General features: G+C 67.2%; 12 protein-coding genes, 1 tRNA gene and 1 pseudogene. 5 read left to right on the forward strand and 9 right to left on the reverse strand.

Annotated elements, in window-relative coordinates:
* Positions 1 to 130 precede the first annotated feature (130 nt).
* Positions 131 to 214, forward strand: a tRNA-Leu gene (locus tag Vse01_RS17910).
* A gap of 491 nt (positions 215 to 705) precedes the next feature.
* Here Vse01_RS17910 and Vse01_RS17915 read toward each other — a convergent pair.
* A pseudogene (locus tag Vse01_RS17915) lies at positions 706 to 1,300 on the reverse strand (transposase); the annotation flags it as partial.
* Positions 1,301 to 1,571: 271 nt separating this feature from the next.
* Here Vse01_RS17915 and Vse01_RS17920 point away from each other — a divergent pair.
* A complete protein-coding gene (locus Vse01_RS17920) occupies positions 1,572 to 1,883 on the forward strand; it encodes a hypothetical protein (RefSeq protein ID WP_139233205.1) in 312 nt (103 codons plus the stop codon).
* Here Vse01_RS17920 and Vse01_RS17925 read toward each other — a convergent pair.
* From Vse01_RS17925 to Vse01_RS17945, 5 genes are read right to left on the reverse strand one after another with little or no spacing between them, the layout of a single operon-like run.
* Positions 1,819 to 2,631, reverse strand: a complete 813-nt coding sequence (locus tag Vse01_RS17925) for a DUF6339 family protein (protein WP_093408033.1) — start codon at positions 2,629 to 2,631, stop codon at positions 1,819 to 1,821. The two genes, Vse01_RS17920 and Vse01_RS17925, sit on opposite strands and share 65 nt — an antisense overlap.
* Entirely contained in the window at positions 2,628 to 3,518 is an 891-nt protein-coding gene (locus Vse01_RS17930) for a hypothetical protein (protein ID WP_093408031.1), read from the reverse strand. Before Vse01_RS17930 ends, Vse01_RS17925 begins: the two co-directional genes overlap by 4 nt.
* Positions 3,515 to 5,407 carry a hypothetical protein gene (locus Vse01_RS17935; RefSeq protein ID WP_093408028.1) on the reverse strand — a complete coding sequence of 631 codons (1,893 nt, stop codon included), beginning with the start codon at positions 5,405 to 5,407 and terminating at the stop codon, positions 3,515 to 3,517. The genes Vse01_RS17930 and Vse01_RS17935 overlap by 4 nt, the downstream gene beginning before the upstream one ends.
* Positions 5,404 to 6,396 carry a PD-(D/E)XK motif protein gene (locus Vse01_RS17940; protein ID WP_093408026.1) on the reverse strand — a complete coding sequence of 331 codons (993 nt, stop codon included), beginning with the start codon at positions 6,394 to 6,396 and terminating at the stop codon, positions 5,404 to 5,406. Before Vse01_RS17940 ends, Vse01_RS17935 begins: the two co-directional genes overlap by 4 nt.
* A complete protein-coding gene (locus Vse01_RS17945; RefSeq protein WP_093408023.1) occupies positions 6,393 to 9,050 on the reverse strand; it encodes a Z1 domain-containing protein in 2,658 nt (885 codons plus the stop codon). Before Vse01_RS17945 ends, Vse01_RS17940 begins: the two co-directional genes overlap by 4 nt.
* 270 nt (positions 9,051 to 9,320) lie before the next feature.
* On the opposite strand from Vse01_RS17945, the gene Vse01_RS17950 reads away from it, so the two are divergent.
* Positions 9,321 to 11,282: a DNA cytosine methyltransferase gene (locus tag Vse01_RS17950; protein WP_093408139.1), complete on the forward strand. Its 1,962-nt coding sequence runs from the start codon at positions 9,321 to 9,323 to the stop codon at positions 11,280 to 11,282.
* Between the two features lie 15 nt (positions 11,283 to 11,297).
* Here Vse01_RS17950 and Vse01_RS17955 read toward each other — a convergent pair whose 3' ends face one another.
* The 3 genes from Vse01_RS17955 to Vse01_RS17965 form a co-directional block, all read right to left on the reverse strand.
* Entirely contained in the window at positions 11,298 to 12,581 is a 1,284-nt protein-coding gene (locus Vse01_RS17955; protein ID WP_232511357.1) for an ATP-binding protein, read from the reverse strand.
* A gap of 78 nt (positions 12,582 to 12,659) precedes the next feature.
* The gene (locus Vse01_RS17960) at positions 12,660 to 13,100 is read right to left on the reverse strand and encodes a very short patch repair endonuclease (RefSeq protein ID WP_093408018.1); all 441 of its coding nucleotides are present in this window, start codon (positions 13,098 to 13,100) and stop codon (positions 12,660 to 12,662) included.
* A gap of 272 nt (positions 13,101 to 13,372) precedes the next feature.
* Entirely contained in the window at positions 13,373 to 14,551 is a 1,179-nt protein-coding gene (locus tag Vse01_RS17965) for a sigma-70 family RNA polymerase sigma factor (RefSeq protein ID WP_093408016.1), read from the reverse strand.
* A 97-nt stretch (positions 14,552 to 14,648) separates the two neighbouring features.
* Here Vse01_RS17965 and Vse01_RS17970 point away from each other — a divergent pair, with 97 nt between their 5' ends.
* Complete coding sequence (locus Vse01_RS17970) at positions 14,649 to 16,208, forward strand: nuclease-related domain-containing DEAD/DEAH box helicase (RefSeq protein ID WP_170863535.1); 1,560 nt, start codon at positions 14,649 to 14,651, stop codon at positions 16,206 to 16,208.
* Entirely contained in the window at positions 16,205 to 19,348 is a 3,144-nt protein-coding gene (locus Vse01_RS17975; protein WP_093408011.1) for a helicase-related protein, read from the forward strand. The genes Vse01_RS17970 and Vse01_RS17975 overlap by 4 nt, the downstream gene beginning before the upstream one ends.
* Positions 19,349 to 19,356: the final 8 nt, after the last annotated feature.

Genomic DNA, 19,356 nt, shown 5'->3' on the forward strand with positions numbered 1-19,356 from the left:
GCGCCGGACGGGGCCCGATGCCGATGTGCATGATCCACCTGTGGCGTGTACAGTAACTCCCCGTGCAGCCCACCGGGCGGCCTGCGGGTGATGAGATCACCGAGGCTGACGCGGTAGGCTGGGCAAGTAGGTCCGGGTGGCGGAATGGCAGACGCGCTAGCTTGAGGTGCTAGTGCCCGTATAGGGCGTGGGGGTTCAAGTCCCCCCTCGGACACAGATTTTCCGCATCGGTGCGCACTTTGAGTGCGCATGCGCTGATACTACAGGCTGGTGGTACCGGGCAGCTGGGCGTGCACCGGTGGGTGTGAGTTCCGCATCGATACATTGCGCATCAGCAGCGCAATTCGATCGGCGCTTACCCTGACCGCCGTGGGCGTGCTGGCCTGAGTCAGTCCCTCCGGGATAGGGCGAGCCTTAGTTGCGCCGAAAAGCGGCCGACCGGCCGGGGCTGGGCGTCGGATCGCCAGCGGGGTGGGTGAGCGCGCCGTTAGCCGCCCGCGGTGACGTGCTCGCATACAGAGCGCGGCCGATAGCCGCCGGGAATGCCGGCGCCGATGGTGTCCCAGAAGGCCAGGGAGCCCGCCCAGGGTGTGCCAGGTGAAGCCGGGGTTCGTCGCGCGTAACGCTGCCATACCTGCGGCGGCAAGGCATGCGCCGCTGGTAGGCGGACTGGCGTGTAGGGCCGCTCCACCCAGCCGATCCGGTCTCGACGTCGATGCCGTGGCGCGCCCTGTTCGACGACGCCTTTTCTAGTCCGGTGTCGACCCAGTTTTGGTCAGCTTGGGGAGGTTGCTGTCGCTGGCGCTGTCGCTGGCGCTGGCGGCGGTGACGATGACGGCGAGGAGCAGGCCGAAGGTGTCGGTGATGATGCCGCGTTCGCGGCCGACGATTTCTTGCCGGCGTCGGTGCCCTGGATGGCCAGTGGGACGTTGCCGGAGGTCGTCACGCCTTGGATTCGTCTCCGATGGACGTAGTGGGTTCGATGGTGCGGCCGTGATGGCGCGGACGAGGCCGGTGAGCTGGTAGTTCAGGTCAGTGAAGATGCCTTGCTTGCTCCAGGCGGCGAAGTAGCCGTAGACCGTGGCGTGGGGCGGGAAGCCGTGGGGCAGGTAGTGCCAGGCGATGCCGGTCCGTTTGGCATACAGGACGGCATTGAAGATGTCGCGCGGGTCGTGGGTCGGGGGCGCGGCCGCTGACGCCGGTGTCGGTGCGGGCCTGTCGCCAAGCGGTTAGGCAGGGAGCGATCAGAAGCCCAGCGGGCCTCGGAAAGGTCGGACGGATAGGGTCGCCGATCGGTCATGCAGCAGGCGTACGGTGTCTGGGCCTCGACTCGGCGGACGTCATGTCCGTCGATGTGGAGATGAAGGTGAACCAGCCACGATCCCGCGACGAAACCCGCTGAACCCGAACGGGTCTACGTCGCGATATGTTCTTGATCCAGTCAGGACGCTGTTCTGCAACAGGCTGAGAAACGATTTCACACCGGGTTGTCGCCGACCGGAGAACCGGCGGTTGCAGCAGGACGTCGACATCCTCAAGCGGGCCACGGCTTTCTTCGCGAGGGAGACCCGGTGAACGTGTATCCGTTCATCGAGGCGGAGCAGGCCGGCAAGCACAACGTCAAGCGCGCGTGTGAGCTGTTGAAGGTCTCCCGGTCCGCCTACTATCAGCACGCCCGCGGCGAGCAGTCCGCCCGTGATCGGGTCGACGATCAGCTGAGCGAGCAGATTATCGCGGTGCCGCTCGGTAGACGATTCTCGCTGCAGGTCGTCCCATGGTTCTCGGCTCCGGCGAAAGCGTCCACCGTTGCTACTGCCGTTACGGGCTGGCTCCCGACCTCGCCTCCGCTTGAGCAGGAACTCGATGACTGTTCGTGCTGGTGATTGTCACTGGCCGCAACTGGTCGATGGCTTCCTTCGTGTACCTCTCCACCAGCTGTGCCAGTTGAGTGTCGTCGAGCGACTCGAGGCTGACTACTACCGCCAGTCGCCGGAGTCTGCGGGCGGTGATCCGCAGGATGTCGGTACGTGCGGCGCCGGCCTCTCCGGCTGTGGTCAGGTGGCCGTGGGCTATGGCGCGGGCAACGCGTGGATGCGCACCGAGCGTCGGGCGCTCGAGGATTGCGACGGCCTCGTCCTCGTAGAGTTGGGCACCGAGGTCCTCGCCCAGGCTGTGGACGCGGGTCCACAGGCGTCGGAACACGTTACGGGGACGGCCGATGATGCGTTCGTATCCGGGCCGACGTAGCAGGTTGGGCCATCGCCAGAGCGCGACGTCCGGCAGGAGGACCAAGCTGAGAAATGACCAGACCTCTTCGCTTGCGGCATCGGCGGGCACGATGGCCATCTGCCGGTACAGGGCCGGCGCCAGCAGCCGGTCGAAGGCCGTGCCGTTCGTCTTGCTTAGAGGTGCCGGCCAGTTGGCCTCCATGGCGATCCCGCGGACGGTCTGCTGCAGGGCTCGGAGGTCGTCCTCTGCTGCGCGGTAGGGCGCGGTCGGGTACCAGGTGGTGCGGGGGTCGGCGGTGGCCGACAGTCGCCGCAGCTCGACGAGGTCCCGGCCGGTGTGGAGGGCCAGCAGCTGCTCCGCGATGTGTGCCGGTAACCGCGGGTAGACGTACAGCCGATTCATGCGAGGACCCGGTCGAGACCTTGGATGACCGCCTCCAGTTCGCTCGGGTCGTTGCGGTGTTGACTGCGTAGGTCGGAGAGCGACCGGCCGGGGAAGTACCGGCGAATCAGGTTGATGAACAGCTCTCCCAGTGTGCCTTCGCCTTGGTCGTGTTCGTCCTGGAGGTCCTCGCAGCGTAGCGCCGTCTGGATGAGCTGACGGACGACATCGTGCCGGAGCACTTCGGCGAGGGTCCTGGAGGCCTCCGCTTCCGGTTGGCTGAGCATCGCGGTGATAGCAGGGTGGTCCGTGTTCAGGTACAGCCGGATGCTGCCGGTGTCCGAGCCGTCGAGATCCGGGGCGCAGGAGAGGTACCACAGCGATCGGCGCCCCTCGGCCAGCCCACTCTCGGCGAAGCTCGTGGCCACCACGGGGAACCGGCTGCCGCTGCCTTCCAGGGTGAAGCGCCGTCGGGCCTGCCAGAGGATGGCGCCGGGCCGGAGGGCTGCCAGCGGCGAGATCGGTGCAGGGTCAGGTGCAGCCAGGACCATCCGGGCGGTCAGGGTGAGAATTCCGCCGATCTCGGTGCCCGGGATCGCAACCGTCAGTCGGTTCCCGCCGTCAACCAGCCTAGCCGGAGAGGAATTGTCGCGGCGGTTGGTACTGCTGCTGTGCCAGGTGACGAGACAGTGCACGGCTGCGGCGGGCGACAGGCCGCAGTCCTGCAGTACCCCGGGCAGGTCGACATGCAGGGGCCAGCTCGCGGTGAGATCGGTGAAGTAGTCCCAGTCCGGCACCGGCTCCCCTTCGGGGAAGGGCGTGCCCTGCGGACCGGTGACCGTCACGGTCCCGGACCGGATGCGCTCCTCGGCCGGGGTCAGGTAACCCGCGCTGATGGGGGCGCTCACCTCGGTGTCACCTCCTCCTGGCGTACCCGTACGGTGACGGCTGCGTCAGCCGGTTGGGTGAGAGTGACGGTCCAGTGTTCCGACGTCACGGTGGTCAGGTTCAGCCGCGGACCGGGTGTGAGGTCGCCGTTGTCCCGGTCACGCCAGTGCAGAACTTCGACCGGGGTGGTCTCGTCGGCCGGCTCCGGTGCTCCGTCGGCCACCGCGACCAGTGGCTGGGCGATGAGGGCCAGTGATGCGCCGGAGCTTCCGGTGATGTCGATGTCGAACTCGACGGCACGGCCACCATCGGCCAGCAGGGTCTGGCGGGGCCGGGGATGGAAACGCAGTGCCGGACCCGGTGCGGAGCGCGGCCCCCGGCCGTGGTTCGCCTGCTGGCGTCCGTTGCCCCCGTTGCCCGCTGTCGGCGTGCCGGCGTGGGTCGCCGGTGCTCCCGACGGGGTGGTCGGTGGGTGGGGCACCGCGTTGTCCGACCCGGTCGGAATGCGGGTGTCCGTGCCACCCGCCTGTGTGTCGAGGAGTGTGCCGAGGACGTTCGCCAGTCGTGAAACCCCTGTCGCGGCCTCGGTGGTGGGCGCCGTCGCGTTGCCCGCACGGCGTTCCCTGAAGACCCGGTCGATGCGGTTGAGCGCCTGGCTGACCGGGTTTCGGGCGTACCGCTGCCGTTGCGCCAGCCTCGGCTGCCACCTGTCGTGCGTCGGTGGTTCGGCGCGGGCGAAATCCTCGTCGAGTTCGGGATCGGCGATGAACACGCCGCTGATGGCGTGTCCGAACGGATCCGGAGTGACGTTGCGGTACTCCACGACGAGGCCCGGTCGGCGTATGAGGGCGATCTCCGCGGGTGGTCGGGCATGGCTGCCTGAGGCTGCCGCCCTGTACGTTCGCCACGCCAGTACGCCGAGACGTTGCTCCGGGCGGCTGCCGACGATCTCCTCGACCGTCCAGGGCCAGGGGTGGTCTCCTGCTGCGCCGTCGAAAACCGAGCGGCAGTGCCGGTGCGCCTCGACGAAGTACCGCAGTCGTGCATCGGTCGCCGGGTCCGGAAGATCGATCCGCGACCCGTCGCAGGTGAACCGCAACGTGAGCCCGGGAGGTGACCCCCCTTGCCCGACGGTATTGGGCCACGCATACCTCGTGGCGGTGTCGGCCATCACGGCGACCACGTCGGACAGGTGCTCCTCTCCGATCCGGGGGGCGATGACCATGATCGAGGTGCCGGTTGCGTCCCCGGACAGGCGTGTCAGTCCGATGGCCCGGGCCATGTGCTCCGCCATCGGGCCGGTGATCGGCTCCACACCGACGTCGCTGTGTGGAACTCCCCACCAGTGGCGTCCGGTGTACTGACGTCGTCCGACCCGGTACGGGTCGGTGAGGGACATGCCGATCAGTCGACACTGGAGACCCGCGGTGGTCCTGATGCGGGTGAATATCACCACGGTGTCGATGCTGCTCGCCTCGAAAAGCACGGCCTTGCCGTAGCCGTAGGTTCCGCCGGCGAACCCCTTGTCGGGGTGTCGGCCGACGTTCCGGACGAGGTCGACGAAATTCCGCGGGTCGTCTTCACCCACCCGGTCCGCCCGGGTGGGACCGGTGAGCCCCCTCGTACCGGTGTCGGTGACCGTCAGGACCCTCAGGTCCGAGGTGTCCAGGTCGGCCCCGGGTAGAAGACGATGCAGGCTCTGCAGTTGCCCGGCATCGAGGGGCCAGCCGTCCACGGAGAACTCGGCGGGTCGGTCCCCTGTAGCGGCGTCCCAGCTGTTCTGCAGTGTCTCGCGCAGGAACAGTTCCCAAAAGTCCATGGAGTAGGTGCCGAGTGTCCGGCGTACCGACCGCGCGTCGATCCCACCTGATGGTGGGAGCGGCTCGGCGTACATGGCGATGCGCGTCATGGCTGTTCCATAAGCGCGGCGGCTGCCGTGGAGGGGGCGGTGAGATGTCGATCGAAAGCTGACAGATCGATGCTGTAGTTCAGGCGGACCAGGTGCTGCTGCAGTGATGCATCGAGCTGCCCGGACGTCACCCGGGGGAAACCCGGGCTGTTGACGTGGTACGCAGCGGCGCGTTTCACCCGGTGCCGGTCCTGGCGGTACGCATCGGCGTCGTCGCTGCGGTAACCGACTGTGGCCAGGGCGTCCAGCAGGATACGCCTGTCCAGTCCCGTACCGAGGAGCCTGTCGACGACGTCGGGGACGCTGTCGCCGGCGCTGTCGCGTTCGAACTGCTCGACATACAGGTAGAGATCGGTGCCTGGACGTTCCTCCAGTTGGTCGGCGCCGTGTACGCCGACGACCAGACGGTCGCGGTGCATTGTGGCCTTGACCTCAACGGCAGCGGTGACGGAGGTGAAGTCCGCGCGTGCCTTGTGGGGACCGGTCCAGAGCTGAAGCGGCTCAGGGCCACCGAGCCCGCAGATCATTTCGAGGAAGTGCAGCTCGGCGAGCAGGCCGAGCAGCGCCTCCGGTCCGAGTATCGGACCGGGTGCGGGAGAGAGCAGCTCGCGCCACCGGTGCAGGAGCTCCAGGCAGACCCGTCCGGGATCGCCGGGGCGGCGCTGCAACTGTCGGCTCAGGTCATCGGTGAATGCCGCGAAGATGTCGTTGAGCTCAGGTAGCTGGCAGACCACATCCGTGTACCGTCCCGGGTGACCGGAGTCGTCCTCCAGGCTCCGGGTGGTGACGGTGACGCCGCGGCTGGTGGTGTCCTGCACGGTGGGGTGCCGGTCGGTCAGCGGGATGAGCAGATGCCGGCGCCCGGAGGCGTCGATGCCGACAGCGACCGGCCCGGCGGCCACCTCGACCGCACTGTCCAGCACGCGCATCTCCCGTGGCGGATCGGTCGCCTCCAGGCGGCGGAACATCTCCTCGGCGCCGCCTGTCATGACGCGGCACCATCGGTCATGGCTTCGCCCGCCCGTTCGTCGGCGGCGTCGATCTCGTCGATGTCGACGGTCTCGAGCTCCTCGTCGACCGGCGCGAGGCTGGACAGGTCGACCGAGACGTAGTCACGGTCCTCGGGTCCCCGGGCCTCGGGAAAGAACAGACCCACACCGAGTATGTCCTCCACGGCCGCGAGTTCTGTTCTCGGATAGCCGCGTTTGCCACTGTTGCGCTCGACCGTGGACCTCCTGCTCACGGGGTAGAGACACAGGAGGCCTGTGCCCCCCAGCTGCCCGTCACGCAGCTCCCGTAACCTCCGGTCGGTGGGGTCTCCGTCGATCATGTCGCTGATCCTGATGGAGGCCGGTAGGTCGGCGACGCGGTCCAGGGTTGAAACCAGTGCCTTGATGTCGGCATAGTCCTCCGGCACAGTGAGTCGGCTGCGGTTGATCATGTGGTACTTCCGGCCCGCCAGTTCCATTCCACCCAGGCGGTCGCTGCCCTGGTCGATCACGACGATGTTCCAGGTGCGCAGCGCGTCGTAGTCGTTCTGCTTGGCGATGTACTCGCACAGGGCTTCCGGGCGGAGGCTGGGGCTGCGCTCATGGAAGCGGTAGTCGCGCAGGAAGGCCATCACTCTCGCGGCCGGCACCTCGGTCAGTGCGGTGCGGCCGGCCCGCACGGGAATCTCCCGCACCCCGGGCAGGTTACGGGCGGTGGTGAGGAGACGGTCGCCGGCGTCGATGTTGCGCCGCAGCCACCCCTCGTCGCGGTGGTGGAATTTGATCGTCTGCATGACCTGGGAACCGAAGCTGTAGCGGACCGTGACGCCCGCGCGCATCTTGGCGGCCGACGTCACTGCCATGGCCGGGTGTTTACGGATCATCACCGCCAACTGTCGTGGCGTCTTGTGCTCCGTCTCGTAGCGGCGGATCTGCTGCCGGATCTCGGCCTCCACGGTCGCCAGGTCCACGAACCATGCTGCGAGCTCGCCTGTCATCCATATCCGGGGCAGGTCCTCGTAGCCGCGGCGGTAGCCGAACCAGCGACCCATCTGCAACAACGTGTCATAGGCGGAGGCCGCCCGGACGAAGTAACTGCACACCAGGCCGGCGAGGGTCAACCCACGGGAAAGGGTGTTGCCCCCGATCGCGATGGCGGTGACCGGCTCCTCTCCGTAGCTGAGTCGGACATCGGACTGGTAGTTGTCAACCACCACGCGGACGTCGGCCATGACGTCGGGGATTCGGTCACAGACCTGCGGCCACGGTACGGGCGGAAGTCCCAGATCGGCGGCGGGCACGCGGCCCGTCTCCCGTTCCCACTGCTGGCGGAACAGGTCCCGGAGGGTGGCGGTCGACCAGCCGCCGCGGAGCGTTTCCAGGTACGCCTGCACGACCTCGGCCGTCCGCTGGTGTGCGATGGCGCGCATCGACGTGTGGATGAGCATGGTTGAATCGGCCGGTGCCCCGTCGCGGCAGCGGCGGGCGGCGGTGGCCAGGATGAACCAGCGGACAGCGTCGCCGAGGCTGTCGGTGACGGTCGGCCTCCAATCGCCGAAGCCGGCACGGGCGCCGGGTGGCCGGACCGAGGGGACCTCGTCGTCAGGGACCGTCCGTACGACATCCAGGCCCCGGTCGACCGGCCCGGCCTCGTAGGTCAGCAGGTCGCGTCCGAAGATCCGCTCGGCACCGAAATAATCGTCGGAAGGGGGAAGGTCGACGATGAAATCGGCGGGGTAGAGATCGTCCGGCACGGTCGGATCCACGAGCAGGTTCGCGAACGGTGTCGCGGTGTAGGCGACGTAGGCGACCTTCGGTTTGCTCAGGATGCGACGGATCAGGGAGTTGATGGTCGACTGCCGCCCCCTGTTGCCCACGTCGATACTCGCCTGGTCGGCCTCGTCGTCGATGACGAGGATGGGACAGTCCTGCAGGATGGTGCCGGCGGCCTCCAGGAAACGGGCCAGTTTACGGAGGCGGTAAGGGTTCTTCTTGACCACAGCGAGGAGCCGCTGGTCGGGATTGCTGAGCAGGTTTGCAGCATTGCGGGCCTGCCTGTCGTCGAAGTCCGTTTCGCCATCGGTCAGCAGATGCCAACGGCCGCGGTCGTCACCGACGAGAATCTGTTCCAGTCGCTGTTGCGTCTGTGACCGCAGGTTGTCGGTGATGCCGGACAGCACCACGACCAACCGGTAGCGCGCGTCGCACAGCTTCGCCGCCACGGACATGAAGTTGGTCGTCTTCCCGCTCTGGACGTGTCCGAGAACCAGTCCGCGACTGCTGAACCGCTCCGTCCCGGGCGGCGGAACAAACGAGACGATCTTGCTCGACGAGTCGTTGATGAGTCTGATCGGGTCGTCGTCGAGACCCGTGGCCTCCAGGCGACGCCTCACCGACGGCCAGAAGACGTCGTCGGACCGGGGGATGTACCACGGTTCCAGTTGTGTCGATGGATCCGTCAGGGAGCGGGGCTCGTGCAGGTCACGGGGGCGCCCGGCCCGGGCCTGGTACTCCGTGATGGCGGCGTCGAGGATATCGGCCGGAACGAATCTGCCCAACTGGCGACGGATCGCCGGGATCGTGCTGTTGCCGTACACGGCACTGGCGATCTGTTCGACTAGGTCGTTGAGGTCCTCGTCGCTGATCCGGTGCATCCGTGCCCTTCCGTCGTCGTGGTGCCGATCGGGGTGGTTCAGTGGGACACCCGGCGGAGCGTTGTCCGTTAACCACGTATACAGCATGGGTGTCGCAGGTCACCCTCCCCCGGGTCCGTCCGGTCGTCCGGCCGGCCAGCAAGATCGCGCCGAAGCGATCTGATCCCCCACCGGTCGTCGGTTCCGCGCTGTCCAACCCAGGGAAAGGGCCGCATTCCGGCGCCGGGGCATGCTGGGCTGCGGGCGCCGTCACCGGTAACGTTCGTGCACGTGACCGACCGCGCCGCCGAGCCCAACGCACCCGATCCCACCGCCCGTCGCGGCAAGTACAAGGTCAGACTGGTACGTGGGCCCTTCGTGCAGCTGGCACCCCATCCGGACGCCGTCACCGACGGCGATCAACTGCTGCGGTACGCAGAGGCGTCCCGTAGGGGAGGGCACCGGTTGGCGGCCGACCTGTTTAGCGGGGCGGGCGGTCTGAGTCTCGGCATGCAGAACGCCGGCTACCGGGTCGTCCTCGCGGTGGACCACTACCCGGAGGCGGTCGAGACCCACCGCCACCACCACGGTGGTCTGAGCGTGGACTGGGACCTGGGTGACCCCGCGCGCATCCGGGAGGTCGCCGAACTCGTCCGGCAGGCAGGCGTCGAGTTGCTGGCCGGCGGGCCTCCCTGTCAGCCGTTCTCCAAGGCCGGCCGGTCGATGATCCGCCACAAGGTGCGCCACGGTCTGCGCGATCCCTATGACGAACGGCGGGACCTCTGGCGATCGTTCCTCGAGGTCATCCGGCTTGCCCGGCCGCCGGCAGTGCTGATGGAGAACGTGACGGACATGGCTCTCGACAAAGAGATGTTCATCCTCCGGACGATGGTGCACGAGCTCGAATCCCTCGGCTACGCGGTGGAGGAGAAGGCAGTCGACACCTTCCGGTACGGCGTCCCGCAGTTCCGCCAACGGCTCATCCTGGTCGGCCTACGGGACGGTCTCGCCTTCGACTGGCCCGGGGAGCAGCCGGAGCGGGTCACCGTGTGGAACGCGATCGGGGACCTGCCGGAGGTCGAGGGCGGCTGGCGCCCGGAAGGGGGTGCCGAGGGTTGGACCCCGTACGACGTCCCCGTGACGGGCTTCCAGAAGCGCATGCGGGAGGGCGTACCTGAACCGGATGCGCACCGGGTCTTCGACCACATCACCCGTCCGGTACGCGACGACGATCTGCGTGCGTTCGAGATGATGGATCCGACGACCCGGTATTCCGATCTACCGGACGAAGTCAAGCGGTACCGCGACGACATCTTCGACGACAAGTACAAACGCCTGGACGAGAACGACCTGTCACGGACCATCACGGCGCACATCGCCAAGGACGGCTACTGGTACATCCACCCGCGGCAGAACCGCACGATCACCGTTCGTGAGGCGGCCCGTCTGCAGACCTTCCCCGACTGGTTCCGCTTCGCCGGCCCGCCGTCGGCCGCGTTCAAACAGATCGGCAACGCTGTACCCCCGCTGCTCGGTGAACACCTGTCCCGAGCCGTGCGCGGCGCGCTCGACCTCCCCCGACCGGCACACGTCTCGACGCGGGAGGTCGCCTCGACGCTTGCAGCTTGGTTCGCCTCCGGCCAGGTCAGCGGCATTCCATGGCTGCGCGCGGAGACACGGTGGCAGGTCATCCAGGCGGAGATACTGCTCGACCGCGCCCACCCGGACGTGATGCGCCAGGTGTGGACCCTGCTACGGACATGGCGCCAGCCACAGGACACGGTGGCCGCGGAGGAGAACCTACGCCGTACCGGTGGATTCATCTCCCGGGCGAACCGGGCCGGGACGGTCGTGGAGCTCGCCCAGCGACTCGCTGATGCTCCTCGGGTACTGCGGGACGACGACGCCTTACGGCGGGTCCCTGGTCTCAACGAGTCCATCGCCGACCTGGCCGTTCTGGTCGTTCCGACGGGCACCGAGGACGAATCGGAGGAGCCTGTACTCGTAACCAAGGGTGTGTTGCGAGTGGCCGCCCGCTTCAGCGGTCATCCCGTCGACCGGCGTAACCGCCTCACGGACGGCCGGTTGGAGGTCGCCCGCATGATCGGTATCGACAGCGATGCTCGCGGTGCCCACTTGGGCCTGATCGAACTCGCGAACACACTGTGCCGGCCGGTGGAGCCGTTGTGCCAGGAATGTCCGCTCGTCAAGAAGTGCGTCGGGGCACGTATCGACCGGCCTCAGCTGTTCTGACCGCGTCGGTCCGGGTCAGCCGTCCAGTCCGAGGAGCTGCGCCATCTCCGGCGACTGGGCACGCAGGGTCTCCTCGATGCGTTGCCATGCCACCCACTGGTCTGCCTGCATAGCGGCCATCCGTAGAGCGAGGCCGGCGGTGGCGGCCGCCTGGGTGGCTGCACGCACCTCAGGTGATGCATCCACGTCCGTCGGGAACGGTCGTGCCGAACCCCGTGAGGTCCTGCGGTAGGCGTCGTTGGCGAGGACACAGAGTTCGTTGACCGGGGCTTCCAGGATCTGGCGTAACTGGGCCGGCAGACTGACGCGCATCTTGGCGACGTTGATGTTGAATGCGCTATCGAGGTCGTTGTCGAAATCCAGCGCTGCCCGGGCCAGTTTGGTGTGCTCGTCAATACCGCGGATCCCACCCCATCCGCCCCACTGCACCAGTCGGTTGGCCCGGTACACGTACAGACCCTGCTGCCGGTTCCAGTTCAAGGGGCCCGAGTGCCGTTCGAATTCTGCAGCTGACGTGAAGCAGTCACGAGGCGGTAGAACGAACCGTCTGAGTTGAACCAGTCCCGTTGTGCCTGCCATTTCGATCTCGAACTGCTGCCGTGGCAGCTCAGAGGTGTGCGGCTCCTGCAGAGCAAACGGGTTCCACGGGCGCAGTTTCTGCCCATTTACCGAGATCACCAGTGGCGTGAGTCCGTCGGATCCCTCCAGAAATCGGTGGAAAACCATGCTGAGGTGGTCCGACGTCCGCGCCGCCAGGGACTCCAGACGTCGTCGGGCCCAGCCCCCCGACGGGCGCTTCTCGGGCAGTACGCGATCGAGCGCCTGCCAGACAACCACGGTGCCGGTACCTTCGGCCAGCCACTGCCGTGCGCTGCGGACCACCGGATCCTGCGGGGATGGATCCACAATGACCCACTGGTCCCACTCCTCCACGAGGTCGAGGTCCAACTGCCGCGCGCTCGTCCGCGCAACCGATCGGCTGCTGCGACTGATCACGGTGAGCGTCCGGCATTGGGACAGTGACGCGGTCTTGAGGCCGAGGCCGTACCGACCCAGCTCGCCGCGACGGTACGAACGTCTTGTGCCGAACCGGAGAGCCTCTGTCAGCTGGCCAGCTGACATGCCGTGACCGTCGTCGGCGATCACGACACGGGAGTCCTCCCCGTCGAACTCGACGGTGACGTCGATGCGGGTGGCCCCCGCCGCAACGCTGTTGTCGACGATGTCTGCCACCGCTGCCGGGAACTCGTATCCGATGTCCCGCAGTGATCCGGTCAGCCGTGCGGCTGAGGGCGCCACGTCGTACCACGCTCTAACCGGCATTGGCACCTCCGCTCACGTCGTCCGTGAGGACCAGGATGCCACACCCACCCTGCGTCACTTGACCGGCCACGCTGTGGTTCCGGATCGGCGCCGTGCCCGCCACAGTTGTTCGACGATATCCGCCACAGCCACGGGATCCTCGTGCTCCCAGACGTGCAGCACCTGCCAGCCAAGTGCTGCCAATGCCTCGTCCTTCTCACGGTCACGCTGCACGTTACGTTGCAGTTTCTCCCGCCACCACGTGGCGTTGTTCTTCGGCAGCACCGCATGCTCAGGGCACAGGTGCCAGAAACAGCCGTCGACGAACACTGCCAACCGGGCCCGCGTGAAAGCGATGTCCGGCCGGCCGGGCAGGCCCGGATGGTTCACCCTGAACCGTAGCCCTCGCCGGTGCAGTTCACGTCGCACCGACATCTCAGGCTTCGTTCGCGACCGCGGCATCCGGCTCATCTGCGCCGACACGACGGCGTTGAGAGCGGTGGGGCGTCGCATCATTGCCGACAAGTTACCCCAACCCGCGTCGCCGGGGGGTGGCGGTTCCCAGGCCCGGAGGGCCTTCAGGATAAGGTGGCCGCCCTTTTGCTCCGCTCCACCTCGATCGCGAAGGTTCGTCGGCTCTGTCCTGGTATGCAGGGCGAGAAGGATGGCTTGCGGCAGGCGGTGGTGACCCGTCCGAGCTCCGACGGCTCGTCGGACGGGGCGGTGCGTGAACGACGAGCCGGTGTCGTGGGCGTGTCCTGCCTCGGCGTCCGTGCAAATCTGGACAATCATTGCAATAGGACGTCGTTCCCTGGCGCTTCGCCGTCCAGACGTGCTCTCATCCGTTCGCGTAGTTGCGGCAGTGCCTTCTTCTCCAATTGACGGACACGCTCGCGGGTGACTCCCAGCCGTCGTCCGATCTCATCGAGAGTCAGGGGTACACCGGTGCCGATGCCGGCCCGCCAGATCAGGATCGCCGCCGAGCGTTCAGGCAGATCTCTCAGTGACGCGCGGAGAAGCGTCAGCGTCCCCTGACGTTGCGTGAGCACATCAGGTCTCAGGGTGTCCTGGCCCGGGGTTACGAACTCGGCCAGCGGCGCGTTGCCGTCCCCGATGAGCAGATCTAGCGACACTACGCCGGCATGCAATCTGAGACATTCGAGTACTGTCCCCGGCTCCAAGCCGAGCTCGTGACAGATTTCCGACACGGTCGCAGTACCCGACCGGGCCAACAGCCGGTTCCGGCCCGCCACCACCCGACGTACCTGATCCGATTTGTGGACCGGAAGACGGATCAACCGGCTCTCATTGGCGATCGCTCTCGTCACGGCCTGGCGGATCCACCAGACCGCGAAGGTGGAGAACTTGAGACCGCGGGTGGGATCGAACCTCTCGACCGCCCGCATCAGGCCGACAACGCCGTGCTGGTCCAGATCCTCACTCTCCAACCCGTGTCCCAGATAGCTGCCGGCGACCGAAACAACGAGCCGCCGGTTGTGCAGCACCATCGCGTCGAAGGCCCGCGCCCGCTCGTCCGAGACGTCGAGACCTGCGCGGTAGCCGTGCGGAACCTCTTCGTGCGGCCGGTACTGTTCCCCGCGCAGCAGGAGCGCCAGGCCGACTTCCTCGGACGCAGTCAGGATTCGGTCCCAGGGCCGCGACGTGGCCCTGTCCCTGCGCAGCAGCCTCCGGGCGTCGGCGATGCAGCGTTCCCTATGGTTCGGGTCGACCACCCGCGCCGGCCCACGGCCCCCACGTCCATCGCCGTCCGGAGGAACGACGACCACACCGAGCCCGACCATCCTTTCGGCGACCTGCTGCCGTACCGCCGCCCGGGGGTCGCCGACCAGCTCGAGAACGCTGTCGACCTCCCAGTCTCCGACCGATCCGTCCCGTACGTGCGCCATTAGCAGTTGCACACACGTGTCGACAACCTCCTGATCGGCTGAAGACGTCACATCGGCCATTGTGGCCCTCGGCGACAACAGAGAGGCTCGGCGGGAGACCCCGTCATCGTGCACAATCCTGCGGGTGCGGATGGTTCCTGAGCCGATCTCCCCGTCGATGAAGAGTGCCGCCGAGGCCGAGATCTACAGACGTCTCAAACTCGTGGATGCTGGATGGAGCTTCGCTCTGCATAGCCTCAATCTCCCCGAACACGGTTGGAAGCGCGTCAGCGAGATCGACTTCGTGGTGGCGGGACGACGCGGTGTGTACGTGATCGAGGTCAAGGGCGGCTACGTCGGCTGCGCCAACGGTGTCTGGACCTACCGTGACCGCACCGGCACGGAGCGACGGCGGAGGGAGAGCCCTTTCGCGCAGGCGACAGGCGCCATGTTCACCCTGCAGCGCCGTCTCGAGGACCGCCTCGGCCGCGAGACGATGCGTGACATCCCCATCGGTTTCGCCGTCGTCTGCCCGGACTGCCGGCTGCCTGAGCAGACCTCGGTCGAGTGGGACGAGGAGACCCTGATCGACCGTCGGCAGCTCGACCGCACCGATGGCTTGCAACGCAGCCTGGGCCGAATGGCGGACTACTGGCGGGCCAAGCCCGGAGGACGTCGGGCCGTGCTCGAGGAACCTCTCCTGCGGGAGGTACTGCAGGCCCTGCGGCCGGACTTCGACGCCGTTCCCACGCTGCGCCAGATCGTCACCGACGCGGAGGCCGACCTCGTCGCCCTGACCGCGAGCCAGTACCGCACGCTCGACTACGTGGGAGACAACCCGCGGCTACTGGTCGAGGGTGGCGCGGGCACGGGTAAGACGATGCTCGCAGCCGAGGTGTCCCGTAGATCGGCCGCGAGCGGCAAACGGACCCTGTTCACCTGCCGCAGCCAGGTGGTCGCCGGGTTCGTGCGGCACCAACCCGGAATGCAGGACGTCCATGTCGTGCCCTTCGCCAACCTCGCGGCCGGCAGTGAAGGGACCTTCGATACCGTTGTCGTCGACGAGGCACAGGACCTGATCAACTTCGCCGACCTGTCGTACCTGGACAGCAGGCTTGCTGGCGGCCTCGCCGATGGCAGTTGGTACATGCTGCTCGACAGCAACAACCAGCGTGGCCTCGTCGGCTCCTGCGACGACGAGGCACTGGAATATCTCAGATCCCTACGGCCCACGCAGGTACGGCTGCAGGACAACTGCCGCAACACCCGGCAGATCGTCACGTCGACCCAGCAGATGACCGGAGCGGACACCGGTGTCTCATCGGCCGGGGAAGGGCCCGCGGTGGTGGTGGTCGAGGAGCCGGACCGCTCCCGTCGGGCCGCGGCAGCCGCCGCCGAGCTCGACCGGCTCCACGACAACGGGATCCCGAACACGGACATCATCCTGTTGTCACCGCTGACCCTGGCGGATTCCCTGTTCGCTGACCTGCCGGCCCGCTGGCGGCACCGCATCGACGTGCTGGATCTGCACACGCTGCGGAAACCTGCGCGTGGACGGATCGCCTTCGCCAGGGTCGAGGACTTCAAGGGACTGGAAAGCCGGTTCATTCTCCTGGCCGACATCGGCCCGGTCGATCCCGGCCGGATCCGCAACCTCTACGTAGGAATGACGCGCGCGAGAGTGGGACTCTGGATGGCTGCCGGTGGGCAGGAGCAACGGCAGGAGGACGACCGGTGACAACGACGCCCGCCCAGAGTGGCTCCGAGGACCGGGCTTCGGTCCTGGACTACCTCCGCAGGCAGCTTGTCGGTCCCTGGTACGGCGAGGACGAGGTTCTCGCCGAGCGACCCGACCGCCGTTACCTGGCCGGCATTCTCTTTCCCGGTGAAGTACCTCTCGATACGCACGATGACGACATCGCGGACGACAATCCAGCTGTCGGATCGAACGACGAGGCCGAGAGTGACGAGGATCCCGTGGCGCTGGCCGGGCAACTGATGCCGAGCTCGGTAGGACTGAGCTTCGTCATCTCCAAGAGGTCGACCCTCCGGATCGAGGTGACAGCCGCCCGCTACCTCCGCGAGGACCGGCAGAAGTGGCGACGTCAGCCATTGGCTGCCACCGGCAGCGCCGCCCTGTACGTCGAGCCGCCGTCAATGGGACGGCGAACCGAGCATCACCTGTTCGACCGGGACGCCTCCGTTGTGGTCGTCTGGCGGGAGTTCGGCGACGGCGTACTGGTCACGGTCTCGCTCGTCAATGAACGGAAGCTGTCGGAGCAGGGTAAACTCGACCCCGCTGACTGCCTGTTGCAGGTGACGCTACGGTGCAGCCCGGTCGAGGGCGCCATAACCCCGTATCCGTCGACGCTGCGACTCCATTCGGACCCTGAGGAAGAGGAACTCGCTCTCCTCTACCGCAAGGTTCCTGTGTTCGCCCTGGGTCACGGCGCCGCCGCCAGTTGGCAGGCGGAAGGTGACCTCGCCACGTCGGTGCAGACGACCTTCGTGCCCAGCCACGTCGTCCCCGATGTCGCGTTCGAACTGCCGGGTGACCAGGAGGTACTGAGCCTGAATCTCCTCACCGGGCTCGAGCGGGACACGGAACGAATCATCAGCAGGCTGTACAACTTCGTGGACAGCTACGACAACTGGGCCCGGAGCAACCACACGCGCCGGGACAAGCTCACGCAGCCCCTCGTTGCGGCGGCTGACCGGCTCCTCGAACGCGTCGATCGCGCCCGGGCCCGGATGCGGGAGGGCGTGGAGCTGCTCCAGCGGGATCCCACCGCCCGGCGTGCCTTCGTCCTTGCGAACAGGGCCATGCTGATGCAGATGGTCCGGAGCGGGCCTGAATTCGCCGGCGCGGGCCGCGCCTGGAATGACCGTCTCCCCGCCGCGCCCGAGTACGACGACCCGCAGCGCCGCTGGCGACCGTTCCAGATGGCCTTCGTCCTCCTGTCCCTGCCCTCCATCGTCAACACGGAGCATGATGATCGCGAACTCGTCGACCTGATCTGGTTTCCCACTGGTGGTGGCAAGACCGAGGCGTATCTCGGACTGGTCGCCTTCACCGTCTTCCACCGGCGCCTGACGCTCGGGGACGCCGGCGCCGGGACCACCGTCATCACCCGCTACACACTGCGACTACTGACCGCGCAGCAGTTCCAACGGGCAGCCACCCTGATCTGTGCCTGTGAGCTGATCCGCCAGAAGCGCGTCGAGGAACTGGGGAGCCGGGCGGTCTCGATCGGGATCTGGGTCGGCGGTAACAACAGTCCGAACAGTTTCTCCGAGGCGGCCGACCTGCTGCAGACGGTGAGGAACCGCGAGCCGACGACCAAGAGCTTCCAGGTCGAACGCTGTCCCTGGTGCGGCACCCAGATCCTTCCGTCCGACGATGCCCCGGAGGACGCGTGGGGAGTGCACGCTGACAACAACAGCTTCCGGATCAACTGCCCCAACGTCGACTGCGACTTCCACAGATCGCTGCCTGTCTCGTCCGTCGATGACGCGCTCTACGCGGATCCGCCGACGCTGCTCGTCGCCACCGTGGACAAGTTCGCCCGGTTCACCCGCGAACCGCGGGCGGGCGTGTTCATCGGCGCCGGCGCCGATCCCGGTCCGGCGCTGATAATCCAGGACGAGTTCCACCTCATCTCCGGGCCGCTCGGCACCATCGTCGGGCTCTACGAGGCTGCCTTCGACGTGGCTATGACCCGCCACGGCACCCGCCCCAAGATCGTCGCCTCCACTGCCACCATCCGTCGCGCCGATGCCCAGTCCCGCGGCGTCTTCGGACGCCCCATCGCCCTGTTTCCGCCCTCTGGCCTCGACGCGGAGGACTCGTACTTCGTCCGATCGGACCATGATCGACCCGGCCGGCTCTACGCCGGAGTCATGCCCCAGGGACACACTCCTCTGACCGCGATGGTCCACCTCTCGGCGGCGATGCTCAACGCTCCCATCGAACTACCGCTCGGACCGCAGTCCGCGGATGCCTACTGGACCCTTGTCGCCTATCACAACAGTCTCCGGGAACTCGGCAAGACGGTCACCCTGGCGCACGACGACATCCCCGCGCGGCTGGGCGTCATCGCTCCCGCCGAGGACGACCGACGTGACCTCGACGACGCCGAGATCATGGAACTGACCAGCAACCTTCCTCCGGCGGACATCCCCCGTCACCTTCAGCGGCTGTTCCTGGAGCGCGGGCAGCCAGGTGCGGTGTCGTTCGTGCCCAGCACGAACATGATCTCCGTCGGTGTCGACGTCCCGCGACTGGGCCTCATGCTGGTCGTCGGCCAGCCGAAGACGACCGCCGAGTACATCCAGGCCACGAGCCGGGTCGGGCGTCGCCACCCCGGCCTGGTGGTGACCCTGTACTCGCCGTCCAAACCCCGTGACCGCTCACACTACGAGTCGTTCATCCCGTACCACACCTCCCTCTACCGGGTTGTCGAACCCACCTCCGTGACACCGTTCTCGGTGCCGGCACGCACCCGCGCGTTGCATGCGGGACTTGTGATCCTGGCCCGTCATGTGCACATCTGGCGTGACGACCGCGCGGCCGCTGCCTTCGACCCGGAGGATCCCGCCTGGCGGGCCCTGGTGGAGGAGTTCATCGCACGCGCGGAGGCAGCGGATCCGGACGAGGCCGCCGACGTCGCCCGACACGTGGAACAGCTCGAGGAACGCTGGGCCGGCCTCGTCGACCGGGCACATCCGCTGGGAGGGCTCAGATATACCGACGGTGGGCGTGAACGTATCCAGCTGTTGAGGCAATTCGACAAGCCCGGGCCGGGATGGCCGACACTCGACTCTATGCGCAACGTCGACACGGACGCCCGAGTGCTGGTGCGGGGGGAGGGACAGTGACGGACCGT

Origin of the sequence: Micromonospora sediminimaris (assembly GCF_016863575.1) — a bacterium.
GTDB lineage: Bacteria > Actinomycetota > Actinomycetes > Mycobacteriales > Micromonosporaceae > Micromonospora > Micromonospora sediminimaris.